Source organism: Streptomyces sp. NPDC088554 (genome assembly GCF_044752945.1).
Classification (GTDB): Bacteria; Actinomycetota; Actinomycetes; order Streptomycetales; family Streptomycetaceae; genus Streptomyces.
On sequence record NZ_JBIVMF010000015.1, the window covers coordinates 1 to 18,584 of the forward strand.

17 protein-coding genes and 1 pseudogene are annotated in these 18,584 nt (G+C 69.6%); 14 read left to right on the forward strand and 4 right to left on the reverse strand.

Features of this window, described 5'->3' with window-relative positions:
- Together ACIP8W_RS18710 and ACIP8W_RS18715 are read right to left on the reverse strand one after the other, a co-directional pair.
- Positions 1 to 667: pseudogene (locus ACIP8W_RS18710) on the reverse strand (hypothetical protein); the annotation flags it as partial.
- An 878-nt stretch (positions 668 to 1,545) separates the two neighbouring features.
- Positions 1,546 to 2,295, reverse strand: a complete 750-nt coding sequence (locus ACIP8W_RS18715) for a hypothetical protein (protein WP_401950529.1) — start codon at positions 2,293 to 2,295, stop codon at positions 1,546 to 1,548.
- Positions 2,296 to 2,519: 224 nt separating this feature from the next.
- Here ACIP8W_RS18715 and ACIP8W_RS18720 point away from each other — a divergent pair, with 224 nt between their 5' ends.
- The 4 genes from ACIP8W_RS18720 (at position 2,520) to ACIP8W_RS18735 (ending at position 4,416) form a co-directional block, all read left to right on the forward strand.
- The gene (locus ACIP8W_RS18720; protein ID WP_401950532.1) at positions 2,520 to 2,681 is read left to right on the forward strand and encodes a hypothetical protein; all 162 of its coding nucleotides are present in this window, start codon (positions 2,520 to 2,522) and stop codon (positions 2,679 to 2,681) included.
- A gap of 11 nt (positions 2,682 to 2,692) precedes the next feature.
- Positions 2,693 to 2,950: a hypothetical protein gene (locus ACIP8W_RS18725; RefSeq protein WP_402203730.1), complete on the forward strand. Its 258-nt coding sequence runs from the start codon at positions 2,693 to 2,695 to the stop codon at positions 2,948 to 2,950.
- Positions 2,951 to 3,205 carry a hypothetical protein gene (locus ACIP8W_RS18730; RefSeq protein ID WP_401950538.1) on the forward strand — a complete coding sequence of 85 codons (255 nt, stop codon included), beginning with the start codon at positions 2,951 to 2,953 and terminating at the stop codon, positions 3,203 to 3,205.
- Between the two features lie 740 nt (positions 3,206 to 3,945).
- A complete protein-coding gene (locus tag ACIP8W_RS18735; RefSeq protein ID WP_401950541.1) occupies positions 3,946 to 4,416 on the forward strand; it encodes a hypothetical protein in 471 nt (156 codons plus the stop codon).
- A 405-nt stretch (positions 4,417 to 4,821) separates the two neighbouring features.
- Here ACIP8W_RS18735 and ACIP8W_RS18740 read toward each other — a convergent pair whose 3' ends face one another.
- Positions 4,822 to 6,159 (reverse strand): MFS transporter, encoded by a 1,338-nt coding sequence (locus tag ACIP8W_RS18740; protein WP_401950544.1) that lies wholly within the window; start codon positions 6,157 to 6,159, stop codon positions 4,822 to 4,824.
- Entirely contained in the window at positions 6,156 to 7,433 is a 1,278-nt protein-coding gene (locus ACIP8W_RS18745; protein WP_402203732.1) for a M20 family metallopeptidase, read from the reverse strand. Before ACIP8W_RS18745 ends, ACIP8W_RS18740 begins: the two co-directional genes overlap by 4 nt.
- A gap of 888 nt (positions 7,434 to 8,321) precedes the next feature.
- Between ACIP8W_RS18745 and ACIP8W_RS18750 the strand changes: the two genes are divergently transcribed.
- From ACIP8W_RS18750 to ACIP8W_RS18795, 10 genes are all read left to right on the forward strand, one after another.
- Entirely contained in the window at positions 8,322 to 8,606 is a 285-nt protein-coding gene (locus ACIP8W_RS18750) for an acyl carrier protein (protein WP_401950550.1), read from the forward strand.
- An 80-nt stretch (positions 8,607 to 8,686) separates the two neighbouring features.
- On the forward strand, positions 8,687 to 10,078 hold the full coding sequence (locus ACIP8W_RS18755; RefSeq protein ID WP_401950553.1) for an aminotransferase class III-fold pyridoxal phosphate-dependent enzyme: 1,392 nt from the start codon (positions 8,687 to 8,689) through the stop codon (positions 10,076 to 10,078).
- On the forward strand, positions 10,075 to 10,770 hold the full coding sequence (locus tag ACIP8W_RS18760; RefSeq protein WP_402203734.1) for an acyl-CoA thioesterase: 696 nt from the start codon (positions 10,075 to 10,077) through the stop codon (positions 10,768 to 10,770). The genes ACIP8W_RS18755 and ACIP8W_RS18760 overlap by 4 nt, the downstream gene beginning before the upstream one ends.
- 34 nt (positions 10,771 to 10,804) lie before the next feature.
- Entirely contained in the window at positions 10,805 to 11,230 is a 426-nt protein-coding gene (locus ACIP8W_RS18765) for a 3-hydroxyacyl-ACP dehydratase FabZ family protein (RefSeq protein ID WP_401951275.1), read from the forward strand.
- The gene (locus tag ACIP8W_RS18770) at positions 11,227 to 13,140 is read left to right on the forward strand and encodes a beta-ketoacyl synthase N-terminal-like domain-containing protein (protein ID WP_402203735.1); all 1,914 of its coding nucleotides are present in this window, start codon (positions 11,227 to 11,229) and stop codon (positions 13,138 to 13,140) included. The genes ACIP8W_RS18765 and ACIP8W_RS18770 overlap by 4 nt, the downstream gene beginning before the upstream one ends.
- A 67-nt stretch (positions 13,141 to 13,207) precedes the next feature.
- Complete coding sequence (locus ACIP8W_RS18775; protein WP_401950561.1) at positions 13,208 to 14,587, forward strand: class I adenylate-forming enzyme family protein; 1,380 nt, start codon at positions 13,208 to 13,210, stop codon at positions 14,585 to 14,587.
- Positions 14,584 to 15,396, forward strand: coding sequence for a thioesterase II family protein (locus ACIP8W_RS18780; RefSeq protein WP_402203737.1), 813 nt, complete (start codon positions 14,584 to 14,586; stop codon positions 15,394 to 15,396). The genes ACIP8W_RS18775 and ACIP8W_RS18780 overlap by 4 nt, the downstream gene beginning before the upstream one ends.
- Positions 15,390 to 16,349 (forward strand): DMT family transporter, encoded by a 960-nt coding sequence (locus ACIP8W_RS18785; protein WP_402203739.1) that lies wholly within the window; start codon positions 15,390 to 15,392, stop codon positions 16,347 to 16,349. Before ACIP8W_RS18780 ends, ACIP8W_RS18785 begins: the two co-directional genes overlap by 7 nt.
- A gap of 63 nt (positions 16,350 to 16,412) precedes the next feature.
- Positions 16,413 to 17,402: an ornithine cyclodeaminase family protein gene (locus tag ACIP8W_RS18790; protein ID WP_401950569.1), complete on the forward strand. Its 990-nt coding sequence runs from the start codon at positions 16,413 to 16,415 to the stop codon at positions 17,400 to 17,402.
- Between the two features lie 29 nt (positions 17,403 to 17,431).
- A complete protein-coding gene (locus ACIP8W_RS18795) occupies positions 17,432 to 18,577 on the forward strand; it encodes an NAD(P)/FAD-dependent oxidoreductase (RefSeq protein WP_402203831.1) in 1,146 nt (381 codons plus the stop codon).
- The last annotated feature ends 7 nt before the right edge of the window (positions 18,578 to 18,584 follow it).

Below are 18,584 nucleotides of genomic sequence, written 5' to 3' on the forward strand. Positions count from 1 at the left end.
CGACCGGACCAGCTACAAAGCCACCACCCGCATCGAAATCCTCGCGCCCGCAGGCCCTTGACAACCCAACCCAACCCGCAAACTTCACGGCCTTGCCGCTAGTACCGGCCTTCTTCCTTTCCTGCCGCTGACGCCGAGTCAGTACGGTACGGGGAGAACCCAGGGCGGACTCGACCAGCACCAGGCCCAGCAGCCCGCCGTCGAAGATGCGGTAGCGCACGAGGTCGATCTGCTCGTGCAGACGGTGCACCGCGACCCGGTCGTGGTGCGAGAAGCTGGCCGCGATACAGACCATCCGCGGGTTCCGCCAGTCGATCGCCTCGGCCGCCTCGGTGCCCAGTTTCCCCTTGACCAGGGCCTCGAACTCGTGACGTGCCGAGTCCAGCCACGACAGGTAGGAGACGGCCTGCGACATGATGCCGCTGTCGGAGCCCTTCTTATACTCGATCACCACGGGGGTGTTGTTCTCGTCGAGCCCGAGCGTGTCGATCCGACCTCGGTGCCACGGTCCGGTCGGGTACTCCGAAGCCAGGAACCGGATGCCGAGCATCGCCTCCATCCCCGCCTCGACTCGACGCTGCAGTTCCACCTCCAGCGCCACCGTCGAGCCATGAAGCTCGACATCCCGGCCATCGGCATCCTGCCGGAACAGCATCAGGTCGGCCACCAGCGTTCCCCTCCCACGATCAGTACAAGGGAAAGCAATCAAAACGGGCAGAGAGGTATTCCAGACGGAGGAGGAGCCGCCCTGTCTTGGGACGGTGCACCGCACCCACCCAGCATCACGCACGGTGACGAGAGCTCCTGGCGTAGCATCAGCGACGAGTTCGGGGGTGTCAGCGTCCAGCCGCCACGAGGGAGGCGAGTGCCAGCGCCTTGTCTCCGGTGAGGCCGGGAATGGATGAGGAGTCTCTGGCCTGAGACAGGCGTCGCCAGACCCGGCGGCGGAGCGATCAGTCGGCGGACGTGAACCTGCGGGCGGTGACCACTTACCAGCAAGACGGTCCGTACCGGCTACGGTTGAAGCGCTCTTGGGAGTGGTTCCGCAGGGAACAGGACTGGCTGCAGGAGGCATTGTGGAAGACCTACAACCCGCGTGGTGCCTCTTCGTATCGTCATCGGTGCCCCCTCTGGTGGCCAGCCGGTGGCCGGACGCCTTTGGACGACGTAATACGAGGGAGCACAGACCAATCAGCCGCACGTACTCTGATCAGGCGAAACGTCACCCGGCGGCATGACCGGGCACCACGCAACACGAACGCTCACGGTCTCGTAATGCGTAGGTCTCGGGTTCGAATCCCGAAGGCGGCTCTGTAGAAGCCTCAGGACTCACTCGCCGTGACCTGGGGCTTTTGCTTTTACCGGATGCGGCGTCGGCGTCGGGCGCGGGCTGATCGGCTTGCTGTGGTCCCAGTCCTGGGCGGTCGTCCTGCGTCGCGGGCAGGAACTGCCGAGCGGCTTCCCGTCGTCACTGCGGCAGTAGCGGCGTGTGTATCGAACCTTTCATGGGACTTTCCCTCTCCTCGCGTGTCCGGGGCAGGGTTATCATCTGATTTCTCTTTGAAGGCGCCGCACAACCTTCTCTGTGATCGCATTTGTCAGGGCGTCAAATTCCTCCGCAAAAATTTTGTGTACAGCGTCGGTCGCGAAGTGTCGGATTGTGCTGTGGCTGTCGGTATCCGCCGCCCCAATGGCATCATCTGTAAGGCGTTCAATGCGCGATGTCTGCTTCGCTTGCCCAGTATGTTGGTGGGGCTCCTCAGAAGTCGTGGCGTCACTCCAGCCAACGGTTTCCTCTGGCCTGAACCCCTCGATTCTGGCCGTTCCAGGGCTCCAGGTCTGGTCCCTCTTGGCGAGAACTCGGTTTACTCCATCGATCAGCTCGGCAGAGAACTTGAGTGGGATGGCGCCCCGCAGCAGCTCTTGTTCGTCAACCCCGGAGGGTGCGGCAGAAGAGTCTTCCACGCGATTGTGAAGAAAAACTACAACTTCTTCTTCATCGATATCTGGTGGGAGAAAAAAATACGCGATCGGTTGATCGAAAACGAGACTGAATGTGAGTAGTTCATTGGCGTCGAACTGGCGTGTTCGGCCAAGTTTCGCTGTCCGCTCGGCTGCCCCCAGGGTGGCCGCGTTCCACGTTTTTCCGCTTTTCTTTTGCAGTCGGTCGGCGGCTTCGGCTTGAGTCCATCCTCTGGTCCGACGAGCCCGGGCCAGGTTGTACGCGACGACCTCATTCGCCGTCCGGAACGCGGCTCGGGCGGTGGGGATGGGGGAGGGAGTGGCCTTCGGCATCCCCGCAGTGTAGGCCGCTGGGCAACGCCCGAACAAGGATGATCCATCGGTGGCGTCGGATTTAGTTGCCTGTAGGCCATGTGCATGGTTAGGTTTCAGCCATGCAAGGAAAACCATCCTCGCTGCAGGATCTCCTGGCGCCGCGCGCGGTCCGGGTCGCACATGGGCTCAGCCCGAGGACCGTTGCCCAGCGCTCCGCCATTGGCCCAGGGCACCTGTCAAAGGTGGAGCGAGGCGAGAATCGGCACTTCGGCGCCGCCACCGTCCGGGTCTGCGTCGCATGGCGGCGCCGCTTCGGCTGCACCGGTGGCGCCGCCGACCGCATACCCGGCAAGGCATCACTCACCAACCTCGCCTGCGCGCGCGGCTTCACCGTCACCTCCTGAAGGAACCCTCCATGTCTGATCTTTCGCTTCCCCCGCAGGTGAGCGCTGTCCTGAAGTCCGCCCGGACCTACGCCCGCGACCTGGCCGAGCGGGTGCTGTCGACGTTCCTCCAGGCGTCCGTCGGCGGCCGGGGCCTCACCGCCCCGTTCGACCTGGCGATGTGGCAGGCCGCCGCGCTCGGCGGCCCGGCGGCGGGCGCCCTGTTGAAGGGCCTGGCCGCCAGGTGGCGGGACGTCGCCAACTCCGCGTCGCTCGTGAGGGGGATGTAGATGATGATCCCGCCCGAGTCGGCGAACGCCGCCCTCGAACTGGAGAGACTGAGAGGTGCGGTCACGACCGGATTCGCCGAGCTGAACGGCCGCCTGGACACCGCGCTCCAGCGCACGGGGCAGACGGAGAAGGACATCGCCGAGCTGGAGACCCGCCTCGCCGCCCTCGAACGAGCCCGCTGGCCGCTTCCCGGCCTCGCCGTCCTGGCGGGTCTGGCTGGTGTCGGCACCAGCGTCATCGCTCTCTACCGCTGAGCTGTACGCACCGCGCGCGGTCTGATGGTGATCGCGTCGCGGTGGGGTCGTAGCGCAGAGGTAGTGCGCCCGTACGGCATGGAAGAGGACGCTGGTTCGAATCCGGCAGCCCCCGCCAAGCCCCTCCGTCCGGTCTTCGGGCCGGGTGGAGAGGCGCTTCGTCGTGTCCGGGCGAGGCGGACCGTGTCCGTGTACTTCTCTCACGTCGGATCCGTGTCTGTGATGCCGAGACCGGCCGGGACGGCGCACACGTCGGTCGGTGCCGCGTCGACGTCGTGTTCTTCCGCGAAGGGTGTCCAGCTCGATGAACGTGCCGTCGGCCTCGGGCACCCGAACCGGGCTGGCGAGCATCCGCAGCTCTCCCGCCTCGAAGCTGTAGTCGCGGCATCGCTTCTCGAACGCGATCGCGGGGGCGTACCCGAGACAGCCGAACCGGAAGCCGATCCCCGCGTACCACCGAGATCGCCGCGCTCCCGCTGCCGGCAGTGAACCGCGGACGGGACGAGAGCCCCGGCCGGATCATGCTCCTGTCGCGGAACGGCCCGGGCTCTGTCATGCCTCACTGTCAGTGTCGGGCAGGCGAGGGGGAATAGCTCATCAAGATCATTATTTCCGGTCTTTAGTATCTGCTGGCGAAAACTTTTACTTTTGTGCAAGATGTCCCTTCGTGGTATCGAAAATGAAATCGATCACTGACGCTTTGTCAGCTTTTGAGCGGAACCGGCGCGACAGGAAAAGAAATGATCATCAGGGCCTCGCGAGTTATCAGTGAAGTGGTCCCGGACAGCGAGCTGCCCCAGGGCCGCGCAGTCTTCCTCGATGAGGGGCCTGGCTGGATCAGGTCGCGGATCGGGCAGTCCCACATCACTGATGAGATGAGGGACCCGCTTGCCGAGAAATATCGCACGGTGCTGGTCCGGCAGCAGCGGTGGGTGCAGACCTGGGGCGGTGACAGTGATTTCGGCAGGCTGGAGCGTCCGGCCGAAAACCTTGGGATCGCCGAAGCCGTTTGGAAAATCGTTCCTGCGCGTCGGCTGCTGCCGGGCGAGCTCTGCTCTCCTGGCGAGGACGACGGCCGCCTCGTGTGGAGCCTGCGTAAAGGTCACGTCACTCCGCAGCTGGTGGATGAGATGAACGTGTACCTGCACCGGATGGTCGGCGACGGTCTCTGGATCCAGCTGAATGCGGGGGAATGGTGTATGGCCAGCTGAGGCCGGGTGGGCATCCGCCCTTGGAACCCTTGGAGCGAGCCGGAGGAAAAGGCCCGAAAGATCGGGCCCGACCAGGCTTTCCGGAGTGAGCCGGAGTGAGCCGGAGTGGCTCGGAGTGAACCCCGGGCACTTTTTATGCGTGGATCGTCGGTTCGAATCCGGCGGGAGGCTCCGTGGGAAGCCGGGCCGGACCTGTCCGACCCGGCCTTTCTCTTGTTCTGGGGTGGTGCGAGGGGAGGTGATGGTGCGCTGGATCATGTGGTCCGGTCCGGTGCGTGCGCGAGTGGTCCTGGTGCGCGGCGGAGGCGACAGGGGGTACGTGTCGGTGGCCCCTGCGGTACGGGAACGGGTGGTGGGTGTGGTGTGTGGTGACGGGGCCGGCGGCGTGGGCTGTGTGCCGGGCGTTCACGGCGTGCGGTTCCCCGGTTTCCGTGTGGGCCGTGCTCGCGGAGCGTTCTCTCCCGGTGCTGTCCGCGCCGCGGATCCGGCCGTGAGGGCGAGCACCGCGGTTGTCACGACAGCGCCTGCGATCACGTAGTAGGCCGGCGCCAGGACATCGCCGGTGCGGGTGGCGAGGAATGCGACGACGAACGGCGCGGTGCCGCCGAAGGCCGCGGTGGCGATGTTGTATCCCATGGAGAGCGCACTCTGCCGTACCTGTGCGGGGAACAGCTCCGCCAGTGCCGCGGGGGCGGGGCCGGAAAAGACCGCGAGGACGCTCGCGAAGGCGACCTGGCCGAGCACGAGGCTACCGAACGTGCCCTGTGCCAACAGCCGGTAGACGGGGTACGCCACGAGGGCGAGCGCGATGGTGGAGCCGAGCAGGAGCGGTCTCCACCCGATCCGGTCGGAGAGGGCGCCGGTGACGGGCAGGAGCAGCAGGTGGACGACCATGGCGATCAGATTGCAGGCGAGCGCCGTGGACAGCGGCACCCCGAGGGTTCCCGCCGTGAAGCTGGGCATGCCGATCAGGGCGTAGTACGCGATCGTCCACGCCAGGACGACGCCGATGACCAGGAACACGGTTCCACGGTGCCGTACAAAGGCTTCCTTGAGCGGGGCACGCACCACCGACCGGCCTCGCTCCAGCTTCCGGAAGACGGGCGTGTCCTCCATCCGCAGGCGTATCAGCAGGCCGGCCAGCGCGCCGAGAGCGCCGATGAGGAAGGGGATCCGCCAGCCGTAGGAATCGAGCGCCGACCGGGTGAAGGCGGCGTTGACCCACGTACTCATCACGATCCCGCAGACGAATCCGAGGATGGTGGCGAACTGGTGGAGGCTGCCGTACAGACCCTTTCGGCCCGCGGGCGCGTATTCGACGAGGAAGGCTGTGCCGCCTCCCCACTCGCCGCCCGCCGCCAGGCCCTGGACCATGCGGGCGAGCACCAGCAGCACCGGGGCGAGCATTCCCGCCTGTGCGTAGGTGGGCAGTACCGCAATGGCCAGCGTGGCCACCGCCATCATGATGATCGAGGCGGACAGAGCGTTTCGGCGCCCGAACCTGTCGCCGTAGTGACCGAAGACGGCGCCGCCGACGGGGCGCAGGACGAAGCCCACCGCGAACACCGCAAGGGAGTTCAGCAGCGCGGTGGTGGGATCGCCCGTGGGGAAGAACAGGCGGGCCATGACCGTGGCGAGGTAGGCGTACACCGCGAAGTCGTACCACTCGACCAGCGCGCCCACGGAGCCTGCCAGTACGACCTTCCCGAGCTTCTCGGGCGGTGTGTCATCGTGCGACGTCACGGTGCTTCGTCTCTTTCGGATGTTCCGGATGTTCCGGATGTTCCGGATGTTCCGGATGTTCCGGACGCGAGCTTCGGCATCATCAGGGCGGCGCGGAGGTAGACGGCGGTCGCGGTGACCATGTCGTCGATGGCCACCCATTCGTCGAGGCTGTGTGCCTGGGCGAGCGAGCCGGGCCCGAAGAGCAGAACCGGTGAACCGAAGTACGCGGCATCCGAGCTGGCCGGGAAGCCGTGGGGGGCCGTGTCGGCGACCCGGCCGGCCGCCGCGGCGGCACGGAGTACCTCTCCGAGGGGGTGGCCGTCGGGAAGTTCGTACGGTTCGACGGTCCACCAGGCGTCGCCGAGGTCCCAGGACCGCCGGTCGTCCGGTGTGCCGAGCGCCTCTGCGATCTCTGCCCGTACGGCGGCCGGGGTCTCGCCCGGCAACAGTCGGCGGCTGAACCGGACGCGGCACCGCGAAGGCACGATGTTCGGTTTCGTGCCGCCCTCGATGACCCCGATGTTGACGGTGGGCTGTCCCAGCAGCGGGTGGTGGTGGCGATGTTCGAGCCGGTCCCCGTAGACGGTGAAGGAATTCAACAGGTCCACCGCCGTGAGGATGGCGTTGGTCCCATGGTGGGGCACGCTGCCGTGGGTGGCCGTGCCGGTGACCGTCAGGTCGTAGGCCGCGAGCCCCTTGGCGGCGTGGCAGATCTTCAGTTCGGTTGGTTCACCGATGATGACGCCGTCCGCGCGCAGGCCGGACTCGCCCAGTGCCTTGGCACCCTCCTGGCGGTACTCCTCGTCACCGACGCCGGCGATCAGCAGCTCACCGTTCAAGGGGGTCGCCCGCTCGGCCAGCACCTCCGCGACTTCGAGATAGCAGGCGAGCGCGGCCTTCATGTCGCATGCTCCGCGCCCGTACACCCTGCCGTCGCGCACCGTACCGGCAAGGGCCCCGGGATAACCGGTCGTCTCGACGGTGTCCATGTGTCCGGCCAGCATCAGAGAGCGGCCGGGCCCGGTGGTTCGGGCCCCGGGTAAGCGTGCGATCAGGTTGTGGCGGCCCGGCGCGAATTCCGTCGTCCTGCATGCCCACCCGAGCTTTTGGAGCCGACCGGCAAGGTAGTCGGCCACCTTTCGCTCTCCGGTGTTGTCGTGGGGCAGCGCGTCGAAGGGGTTGATGCTCGGCAGGCCGATCAGATCGACCAGCGACGCCGCCAAGCGGTCGCGGTCGATGCTGTCGACGTATCTCGCCGCGACCTCCGCGGGGTTCTCGTACGGCGTTTCCAAGGGAGCCTCTCCGTTGTGAGGGCGGGGCGGGTATGCCGGCTCGGTGCCGCACGGTGGGCCGGCGTGAACCAGGCCGCCGACCGGGTCGCGCTGTGCCGGGTGCCGCGGGAGTATGCGCGTCGCTGGTGCGGGTGATCGGACGTACCACACGGGCCGCGAAGGCGAAATCCGCGGAAAAAAGGGTGAGTTGACCACAGGTGCCGGAAGCGCAGATACAGAAGCGCGGGCACCGGAAGCGCAGGTGTCCAGAACGCAGACACCGGAAGCGCAGGTGCCGGAAGCGCGGACAGCGGAACCTGACGGTCTGCGCGCGGGTGCGGCGCGCCACAGCCGAAGCTCAGGGTGCCCGGTGGCGGAGGCCCACCGCAAGACTGCCCCGATCCGTTTCCCGGGTCCGTCCCCACGGCCTGGGGGTGCGGCGTCCGCTGCCGCCGGGACGGGATTTCAATTGATCACATGGCGAGAATGCGACGCTCGTAACGAAGCGTCCGAACGCCCTGTTCTCCGCCGAGACCTGCGGAGCGGGCCATATGCGTTGAGGTATTGACGAATGCGTGATGGCTCGCAAGACAGTAATTGCGCCAACCTCCCCGTAGAGACTTGAGACGATCACGCGGGACCCCGTTGAATCAGGCACGTTATTTCTTCCCGTGCGAATCGATCTGCCCCATCGGCGGTGTCTGATGCGGTTGGCACCAGATGCCGCGTGCAGTGAGAAGCGGAGACGGAGACCGGCTGCGCGTCACGCGCCGCGGCCCGGGTGCTGAACACCGGCCGGTCCTCCCGGAAGCGCGGTACGGCCTACCGCTGACTCACGTATTTATACCGCCGCGCCGCGCCGCTCTGCCGCCGTCCTGTCCTGTCCCGGCCGATGAAGAGGAGTCTTCAGTGAGCACAGCGAATGTGGAACAGACCGTCAAGGGGATGTTGTCGTCCGAGCTCATGGTGGAAATTCCGGCTGGCCAGATGAACGCGGACGACAGTCTCCGGGATGTCTACGGGCTCGACTCGCTCGGTTTCGTGGAGCTGCGCGTCCTGTGCGAGGAGAACTTCGGCGTCACCGTCTCGGAGGACGATTTCTCCCCCGAGAACTTCGGGACCCTCGGCATGGTCGTCAGTCTCGTCGAACGGCTGCTGAAAGAGCGGGAGAGCTCCGCCCAGTCCTCCGGCTGACGCTGCGGGGAGGCACGCGGCGCCGTGTATACGCGCACTCAACGTTCCGCCAATCACATCCCAGGGGACGGAGACGTCATTTGTCCGCGCCAGTCAGCTCCCGGCTCACCGAGGCCGAACTCGACCAGCTCCAGCGAAGCCAGTCCATGCACTACAACCACTACGGTCGGCCGCCCCTGCCGTTCGCCTGCCTGGGAGCCCGGGGCATCGCACTGGAGGCGGTCGGGCTCGCCGGACCCCGGAGGGGTGAGACGTTCACCCTGTTCGACGCCAGTGGCGGCTACGGCAGTGCCTGTCTGGGCGCCGGCCACGACAGCGTGCGGCGTTCTTTGCGGCGGGCCGTCGCCGACACCGGTTATGTGACCGACGAAATCGCTTCGCGCGAGCGGGCCGCCCTGTTGGACCACCTGTTCGGGGCCCAAGGGCTGTGGCAGGACCACTTCCCTGCCGACGCCTACCATGTCGCGGGCCGCAACTCCGGCTCCGAGGGCCTGGAACTGGCCCTTCGGCTGATCCTCGAATCGCGATTCGACCCCAGGCGGCTGCGCCACCGCCCGGGGCGTGAGAAGCGGGACACCATCCTGGCGTTCGAGGGTGCCTGGCACGGCTGGACCCATGGCCTGCTGCCGTTCCTCAACCGCAGGCACTACCGGGTGGGTCTGCCGGGCCCTGCGGCGGAGCAGGACTACGGCCTGCGGGTGGACCACATTCCGTTCGGTGACCCGGGCGCGCTGGAGGAGTACTTCGCCGCCAACTCCGAACGGTTGCTCGCAGTTTTCGTCGAGCCCGTCCAGGGGGACGCGGGAATCCTGCTGCCCCCGCCCGGGTATCTGCGGAGCCTGTCCGGTATGTGCGCGGACAACGCCACCTGGCTGGTTGCCGACGAGGTGCTGACCTTCGCGAAGACCGGCCGCTGGTTCGGCATGCGGGACGCGGACGGTCCGGTCCCCACCGACATCACCGTGATCGGCAAGAGCCTGGGCATGGGGGCGTTGTCGACCTCCATGGTCATCGCCCGCCGGGAGTTGCGCGCCCGCGCCACCGGCACCATATCCACCTCCGATCTGCGGCCGCTGACCTGCGCCGTGATGCACGACGGCATCGACCACCTCGTGCGCGCGGGGCTGCTCGAGCATTCCGCACGGCTGGGCGTCCGGCTGACCGGGACGCTCCGTTCCGAGCTGGTCCGGCGCTTCCCCGATGCCTACACGCACTCGCGTGGCCTGGGCGTCATGCACGGCGTGGAGCTGTCCGGGACCGCCGCGGCACGGCTGGACTCCCTGCGCACCCATCTGCTCACGGCCGGGGTGTACGTCGAGTTCATGGCCGGTGCCGGAAAGCGGTCCCGTGGCCTGCGCTACGTGTACCCGACCATGCGGATCGCCCCGCCACTGATCACCACCGAGGCAGAGGCGGACGAAATCGTCGAACGGCTCGGCGAGGGCACCCGGCGCTTCCTGGAGACCCTGTGACGCCGGCCGACGCCCCGGCTCCCGCGTCCCGGACAGCGGGGCGCCGTATCGAGCACGTCGACACCGACGCCTCCGGGGTCGTCCATTTCTCCCGCTACGTCTCCCTCATGGAGACCTTCGTCCTCGACTACCTGGAGGAACACGGGGCGGGACTGACCCGGCTCGCCGACCTCGGCGCCGACCTCGCCGTCACAGACCTCTCGGTGCGCTACAGCAGGCCGAGCGTGTATCGGGACGCGGTCGTCGGGGAGGTCGTCGTGGAGCACGTCGGGGCCGCCCGGATCAAGGTGGCCGCCAGGCTGCTGCGTGAGGAGGCGGACGGCTCACACGCCGAACTGGCCGCTGGGACCCTCACCTTCGCGGCCGTCCGTCCAACGAACGGCGGCGCGGTGCCGCTGCCCCTGGTCATTCGTCACGCTCTGAAAGGAATCGTCCCCGATGCAGCTCGACACGACAGCGCAGCCGGCCCCACGAACGGAACCGGCCGCTCCCCGGTCGCAGGAGCCGCAGCCGGTCGCCGACCGGTCGCGGGAGCCGCAGCCGGCCCCACGAACGGAGCCGACCGCTCCCCGGTCGCAGGAGCCGCAGTCGGTCGCCAACCGGTCGCGGGAGCCGCAGCCGGCCCCACGAACGGAGCCGACCGCTCCCCGGTCGCAGGAGCCGCAGTCGGTCGCCGACCAGCCGGCCGCTGACCGGCAGCTCGGTTTCTCGGAGATCAAGAAGTGGCTGCGCCACCGCCACCCGATGATCTACATCGACCGGATCTCCGACCACGAGCCCGGGGTGTTCCTCAAGAGCGTCCTGTCCGTCTCCGGCAACCTCGATGCCATCGCGGGCCACTTCCCCGAGCGGGCGATCTACCCGGGGAGCCATCTGATGCAGGCGTTCGCCCAGTCCGGGATCATCCTCTACCAGATGAGCACCAGGCCACTGACCGACGACGAGCTGACGCTGATCGGCTCCGTGAGATCGCGGTTCACCCGGCCCGTCGTCCCCGGTGACCGGGTGATCTTCGACGTACGTGCCGACCGGCTGAGCGCCAACACGTTCTTCTTCTCGTCACAGGCGACCGTCGACGGCCTGCGGGTCGCGGCCTTCCGCGCCACGCTGACCCGCAGGAAGGCCGCGGACCTGGGCCGTCAGCTGTGGTGAGCGCCGGGCAGGAGGTCGTTGTCACCGGCATGGCCTGGACGACCCCGCTGGGTGACGGCCTCCAGGAAGTGTGGGAGAAGCTGTGCTCGGGCGCGACAGGTGTCACCCCTGTGCCGTCGCCGTACCGACTACGCACCGAGCTGGCCGCCTCCGTGGCCTCCCCGCCCTACCGCCCCGGCGGCGCGGAAGCCTGGGACCGCCAAGTCGCCCTCTCGGCGCGCACCATGGCGGCGGCGCTGGAGGACGCGGGACTGTCGGCGGGCGACGAGCGGCTGACCCTTGTCCCGGGCACCAGTTTCGATGCCCGCGTCGACTACGAGGATCCGGCGCGGGAGTGGGCCGTGGCGGCGGCCCGGCGACTCGGCCACCGTGGGCGGCCGGTGGTGGTCACCACGGCCTGCTCGGCCGGGTCCGACAGCCTGCTGGTGGCCCGGGCGTTGATCCGTGCCGGTGACGGCGAGCGGATATGTCTGGCGGGCGGGGTGGACGTACTGACCGAGGCCAAGCGGCTCGGTCACTCCGCGCTCGGCACGCTGAGCCCCACCGGGGCGCGCGCCTTCGACGTGGCTCACGACGGCATCACCCTCGGCGAGGGCGCGGGGTTCCTGGTGCTGGAAGGAGCCGCCGCGGCCCGCCGCCGGGGTGCCAGGGTGTACGCGACGCTGCGGGGCGCCGGTTCGGCCAACGACGCCTCCGGGCTGACCGCCCCCGATCCGTCGGGGCGCACGGTGACCGCCTCGGTGCGCCGCGCGCTGGCCGGGTCGGGCATCGGACTCGGCGATGTGGCCGTGATCTGCGCGCACGGTACCGGTACTCCGCTCAACGACGAGGTCGAGGCGGCCAGCGTGCAGCGGCTGTTCGGCGATCTCGGCGATCTCGGTGGTCGAGGTGGTCGAGGTGGTCGAGGCGGTCCAGATGGCCGGGGCGACCTCGATGGCCGGGGCGATGCCGGCGGCCTCGGTGGCCGGGGCGACCTCGGCGACGAGCCCGCTCCCGTGGTCTTCGGCACCAAGGGGGCGCTCGGTCACAGCCTCGGCGCCACCGGGGCGATCGAAGCGGTGGCCACCGTGCTCGCGCTGCGAGAGGGACGCGTGCCCGCGCTGCCGGGGCTCGTCTCCCCGCTGCCCGGGCTGTCCCTGCGCCTGCCCTCGGGGGGGCCGGAGAAGGTCCACGGGACAGTGGGCATCAGCCTCACTCTGGGATTCGGCGGCTTCAACGCCTGCTTGCTGTTCACCTCCGGGCCGCCCGCCGAGGACCGTCCGGTTCCGACGACGCCGTCCGGGTACGCCGACCGCGCCCCGGTCCTGCCGCTCTCGGTCGCCGGACACGCGAGCCTGACCGTCGCCGACCCCGCTTCCTGTACGCGCGACAGGCCGTCCTTCTACGCCGACCCGGTCGCCTGGCTGATCGTCTCCGCCGCCGAAGAAGCGCTCGCTGCCTGCCGCGAGGAGGCCCTGGCCGAGCCCGACGAGGTTGCCGTGCTGGTCACCAGCGAGGGTGGGGCTCTGCCCACGCACCGCAGGATCGCTCGGGACACACTGCGGGGCCGGGTGTCACCTCTGCGGTTCGCGGGTTCCAACCCCGGCATCCTGGCCGGACTCACCTGTATCACCCTCGGTCTGCGGGGGCCGTCCCTGGTCCTGGAGGCTCCTTCCGACGAGGCGGCGGACACCGCGCTGACCGTGGCCGGGGACTGGCTGCGCACCGGCCGGGCCCGGTACGTGCTGTGGGCCGCGTACCGGCGGGACGGCGACTCGCACACGGCGGGTTGCGCAGTGCTCCGGGCCGGTGGTCCCGACGACAGGGGCGTCGATGGCACGGGCCACGCCCGGAAGCTGCTGACCGGCCCGCCGACCGTCGCCGCGCGACCGCGGCCACGAAGGGACACCACGGATGTCTGCCCCGGATGACCATCCGTCGGAGCGCCGGCGGGGCGGCTCCGCGCCCGGCCCGCGATACCGGCCGACGGATGACCACGTGTTGGAGCACCGGCGGGTCGCCGAGTTCCTGGACCGCTCGGCCGGGGCCGACGCGCCGGACCATCCCGGTCCGTCACTCGACGGCACGCTGGCCGCGCTGGCCGCGCTCGGCCTGCCGCCCGGAAGCGCCGTGCTGCTGGCGCTGTCCAATTCCCTGCACATGCTGCGCCTCTACCTGTCCGCCCTGCTGCTGGGGCTCGTACCGCTCGCCGTCGCCCCCGCGACACCTTCGTCGCGCATCCGCGGGCTGGCCCGGCGGCTGGAGGCCCGGGCCCTGATCGCCGCCCGGCCGGACCCGCGGCGCTACGGTGCCCCGGGCGTCCACCCCGTCCCGGGCGGCGCGGCGGTCCTGCTGGGCGAGGGCGGGGGCCCGTCCCCGTACCGGGCGGGTGACGTGCTGATGTCGACCTCCGGGACGTCCGGCGCCTTCAGTGCCTGTCTGCACCGCGCCTCGTCGCTGCTGCGCAACGCGGAACGGCACGCCCGGGCCGTCGGGATGAACGCGGGCGACACCGTCCTGGTTAGCCTGCCCCTGTACTACTCCTACGCCATGGTCGCGCAGGTACTGGCCGCGTACGGATGCGGTGCCCGGGTGGTGGTGGCCGGACCGCCCTTCTCACCGGCCGGATACCTCAAGCAGATCGCGGATCACGGTGTGACCCACTCGTCCATCACACCGGCGATCGTCCGGCGGCTGCTGGCGGAACCCATGACAACGCCGTCGGCCGTCCGTGTGCTCACCGTCGGCGGTGACCGCGTTCCGCCGGATCATGTGGCCCGGCTGCTGGCGGACCGCCCCGGTGGCGAGCTGTATCTCACCTACGGGCTGACCGAGGCGGGCCCGCGTGTGTCCACCCTCGCCGCGCACGCGGAACCCCCGGGGCGGTACGCCTCCGTCGGCCTGCCGCTGCCCGGGGCGCGCGTCTGGCTGCGCGAACAGCCCGATGACGACGGCACCGGTGAACTCATGGTCGCCACCGACACCGCGCTGGTACGCAAGATCTCCGATGCCCCGTCGGCCCGGCGGACACTGGCCGCCCCGGGGGTCGTCGCGACGGGTGACGTCTTCCACATCGACGACGGCTACCTGTACTACCGGGGCCGCCTGTCGGACTTCGTGATGATCAGAGGAGAGAAGGTTTGCCTGAGTTCCGTCCGCCAGGCCGCACAAGCCCTGCCCGGTGTGGTGCGCTGCGTGACGAAGGTGCGGGTGGGCGACGACGGTGACTCCTTCCTGGAGGTGGAGGTGGCGGTGACCGATCCGCGGCCCGACGCGGCCCAGCGCATCCGGCGGGCCCTCAACTCCTTTCTGCTGCCCGGGGAGCGCCCCCGTACCGTCACCGTGACCATGGCCGACCCGCAGGTCTTCCACAAGTGACCGCGCCCCTCTCCCCCGCCCGTACCGCACCGCACCACCGGGACACGGTGCTCCGGCTGTTCTGCGTACCGCACGCCGGGGGCTCGGCCCGTGCCTTTCGCGACTGGCACCGGCACGCCCCGCCCGGCGTCGAGGTGGTCCCCCTGGAACCGGCGGGGCGCGGGGCGCGGGCCGGCGTGCCCGCCGCCCGGTCGGTGCGGGAGGCGGCCCGTGACTTCGCCGCGACGGTGCGCGCCGTCGCGGGACGGACGCCGTACGTACTGCTGGGGCACAGCATGGGCGCCCTGATCGCCTACGAGATGGTCGCCGCCGGAGAGCCGAAGAGCCTGCCGGAGCCCGCGCTGGTCGTGGTGTCCGGCCGTAACCCGCCGCACCACCAGCCCGCGTGGACCCGTCGCGTTCTCGGCCTTTCCGACGGCGAGCTGCTGGCCGAGCTCCGGTCCCTCGGCAGTGTGCCGTCCGGGCTGAGCCCGTCGATCGCCGCGCGGTTCTTCCTGCCGGCCTTCCGCGCCGACCTGCGGATGACCCTCGGCCACGAGCCCGGGGAGAGGCCATGGCGGACGGCTCCACCGCTGCTTGTGCTGATGGGTCGTCAAGATCCTTTGGTGGAAGGCGCGTTGATGGCGGAATGGGGACTCCGTACCGTGGGTAGTTGCACCGTGGTCCGCCACGACGGCGGCCACTTCGCACTGTACGACCGGGTCCCCTGGCTGATGGAGCTGATCGGTTCACAGCTGCGGCGCGGGGAACCGGGCTCCCCGGTCCCGTCCGGATGCTCATTCGACCAAGGAGAAGGACGCGGATGGTAAGGGGCTACCTGCTCATCGGGGTCTCGGCGACCGGCTTCGGACTCATGCCCGTCATCGCCACCTGCGCCTACCGTGACGGGCTGACCCTCACCACTCTGCTCTTCCTGCGCTTCGCCCTCGCGGCAGCGGTCTTCCTCCCCTTCGCGGTACGCCACGCCCGCCGCACCGGCCGCCCGAGCCCGGCGAACCTGTTGCGGTTGATCGTGCTGGGCGGTGTCCTGTACATGGCGCAGTCGGCGCTCTACTTCTCGTCCGTCAAGCACATCTCGCCGGCGCTGGCGGCCCTGCTCCTGTACGTGTACCCGGCGCTGGTGGCCATCGTGTCGTCCGTCATCGGCCGGGAGCGGCCCTCGTGGGCCATCCTCGGCTCGATCCTGGCCTCCTTCGCCGGAGTGGCGCTCGTGCTGGGCCGTATCGGAGCGGACCTGAGCCTTGTCGGCGTCCTGCAGGTGCTCGGCTCCGCCGGGGTCTACACCGCCTACATCCTGTACGGCGACCGGGTGAGCGGCAGTGTGCACCCGGTGGTGACGACGGCCTGCGTCTCGGCGTCCGCGTCGGTCTCCTTCCTGCTGTACGGCGTGGCCACCGGCGGTTTGCGGTTCGACTTCGCCCCCCGGGGATGGCTCTGGGTGCTGGCTCTCGCCCTCGTCTCCACTGTCGTGGCGATTCTCTGCTTCTTCCTCGGGATGACCCTGATCGGTCCGACCCGCGCGGCCATCGGCAGCATGCTGGAACCCGTGGTGAGCATCGTCGCCACCGCCGTCCTGCTCAGCGGCGGCCTGACCTGGACACAACTCCTCGCCGCCGCCCTGGTCCTGACCGGCGCCACCACGGGCGTCCTCTCCCGCCGTCCCCCGTCGCCCGATCCCCGGCCCGTACCGGCACCGCCGCCCTCCCGGGAGCAGGGTGCCGCGCCACCACCGTCGCGGTACGAGCCGCCGCCGCGTCGCTGACCGGCCGCCGCGCCGCCGGTCCCGCCCCCGGATCCGTACCCCCGAGGAGAACCAGGAGGATCCATGCCGACACGGCCGCTCGTCTGCTCGGCCGAGGAGGTCACGACGCTGCTGGGGATGGACGAGGCCATCGCCTCCCAGCGCCGCGCGTTCACCGCTCTCGCACAGGGCACCGCCGACCTGCCACCGAAGATCATGCACTCCAGCCGCTTCGACGACAGTGTGACGTTCTGCTATCTGTCCCGCCTCTCGGCGGACACCGGCGCGGTCGCCAAGTTCGGCAGTGTCAATCCCGCCAACCAGCAGCGGGGCCTGCCCAGCGTGAGTGCCGTCGTCGTCGTTCTCGACCCCGGGACCGGGCACATCGTCGCGGTACTGGACGGAACGACGGTGACGACCCTGCGCACCGCCGCGGCCAGCGCGGTGGCCATCGACGCGCTCGCGCTCCCGGACGCGGGCGAGCTGGGGCTGCTCGGCTCGGGCACCCAGGCGCTGGCCCACGCCCGTGCCTTCGCGCGGGTACGGCCGCTTCGCGCGGTGCGCGTCTGGAGCCCCACCGAGAGACACCGTGTCCTGGCCGCCGAACGGCTCACCGCCGAACTGGGTGTACGGGCCGAGGCGGTGCCGACCGCGCGGGAGGCGGTCGACGGTGTGCCGATGGTGGTGACCTGCACTCTCAGCCGGGATCCGGTGCTGCTCGGACGGTGGCTGGCGCCCGGTACCACCGTGGTGAGCATCGGCTCGTTCGCGCCCGACCGGCGCGAAGTGGACGCGCACACCGTACGACGGGCCGCCACGGTCGTCGTGGACGATCCGGTGACCGCCGCCGGGCACACCGGCCCGGTGATCGACGCGATCCGCGATGGTGACCTCGCCCCCGGTGACCTTGTCCCCCTCGGGCGGGTGCTGACCGGCAGGCAGGTCGCGCGCACCGGCGAGCGGGACATCGTCCTCTACCTCAGTGTGGGGCTCGGCCTGCAGGACGCGGCGGCGGCCTGGGCCGTCGTCGACGCGGCCCGGGCCGCCGACGAGCGTGCGGCGGCCCTGCGGTGAGCGGGCGTCTGGCCCAGCCGGGCGGGCGCCTGCCGAGCCGCGCGTCGGTCGTCGTCATCGGCGGCGGTGCCATGGGCACCAGCGTCGCCTACCACCTCAGCCGCGCCGGTGTCCGTGATGTGGTCCTGATCGAGCGGGGCCAGCTGGGGTGCGGTTCCACCTCCAAGGCCGCCGGCGGAATCCGGGCGCAGTTCTCCGACGAACTGAACATCCGGCTCGGCGCCCGCAGCCTGGAGGCATTCGCCCGGTTCGCCGAGGAGCCGGGGCATGACATCGGCCTGCGCAGGGTGGGTTACCTCTTTCTGCTGTCCACGCCCGAGCAGGTGGCCTCGTTCGAGGCGGGCGTACGGTTGCAGAACGGCTTGGGCGTGCCGAGCCGCATGATCGACACGGCCGAGGCGCGGCGGCTGTCCCCACTGATCAGCACCGACGGGCTGTTGGCCGCCGCCTTCTCCCCGGACGACGGCCACTGCACCCCCGAAGCGGTGGTGCGCGGCTACGCCGACGCCGCCCGTCGGCACGGCGCGGTGATCGTCCGGCACTGCGAGGTCACGGGCATCGAGACACGGGGCTCCCACATCACGGCGGTCCTCACCTCTCGGGGGAGGATCGTCACGCCCGACGTCATCTGCACGGCCGGCGCCTGGTCGGCTTCGGTCGGCGCCATGGCGGGCGTGGACCTTCCCGTGCAGCCGCTACGCCGTCAGATCGCCGTCACCGGGGCGGTACCGGGTATGCCGTCCGACGTTCCCATGACGATCGACTTCGACACCAGCTTCTACTTCCATGGCGAGGGTCCGGGCGTTCTGCTGGGTATGTCCGATCCGGAGGAGACCCCGGGTTTCCGCACCACGGTCTCCGACGCCTGGCTGCCACGGCTGTACTCCGCGATGAGCCGGCGCGTCCCCGCCCTGCTGGACGCGCGCGCCACCGGCGCCTGGGCCGGACTCTACGAGACCACCCCCGACCACAACGCGCTGATCGGCGAAGCCGGCGGACCAACGCGTTTCCTGTACGCCACCGGGTTCTCCGGACACGGATTCCTCCAGGCCCCGGCGGTGGGCGAGGTGATCCGCGACCTCTACCTCGGCGACGAGCCGTTCGTTGATGTGTTCCCACTGCGTACCGAGCGGTTCGGCGCTCAGGAGACCCGACCGGAAGCCAACCTCGTGTGAGTGGCGC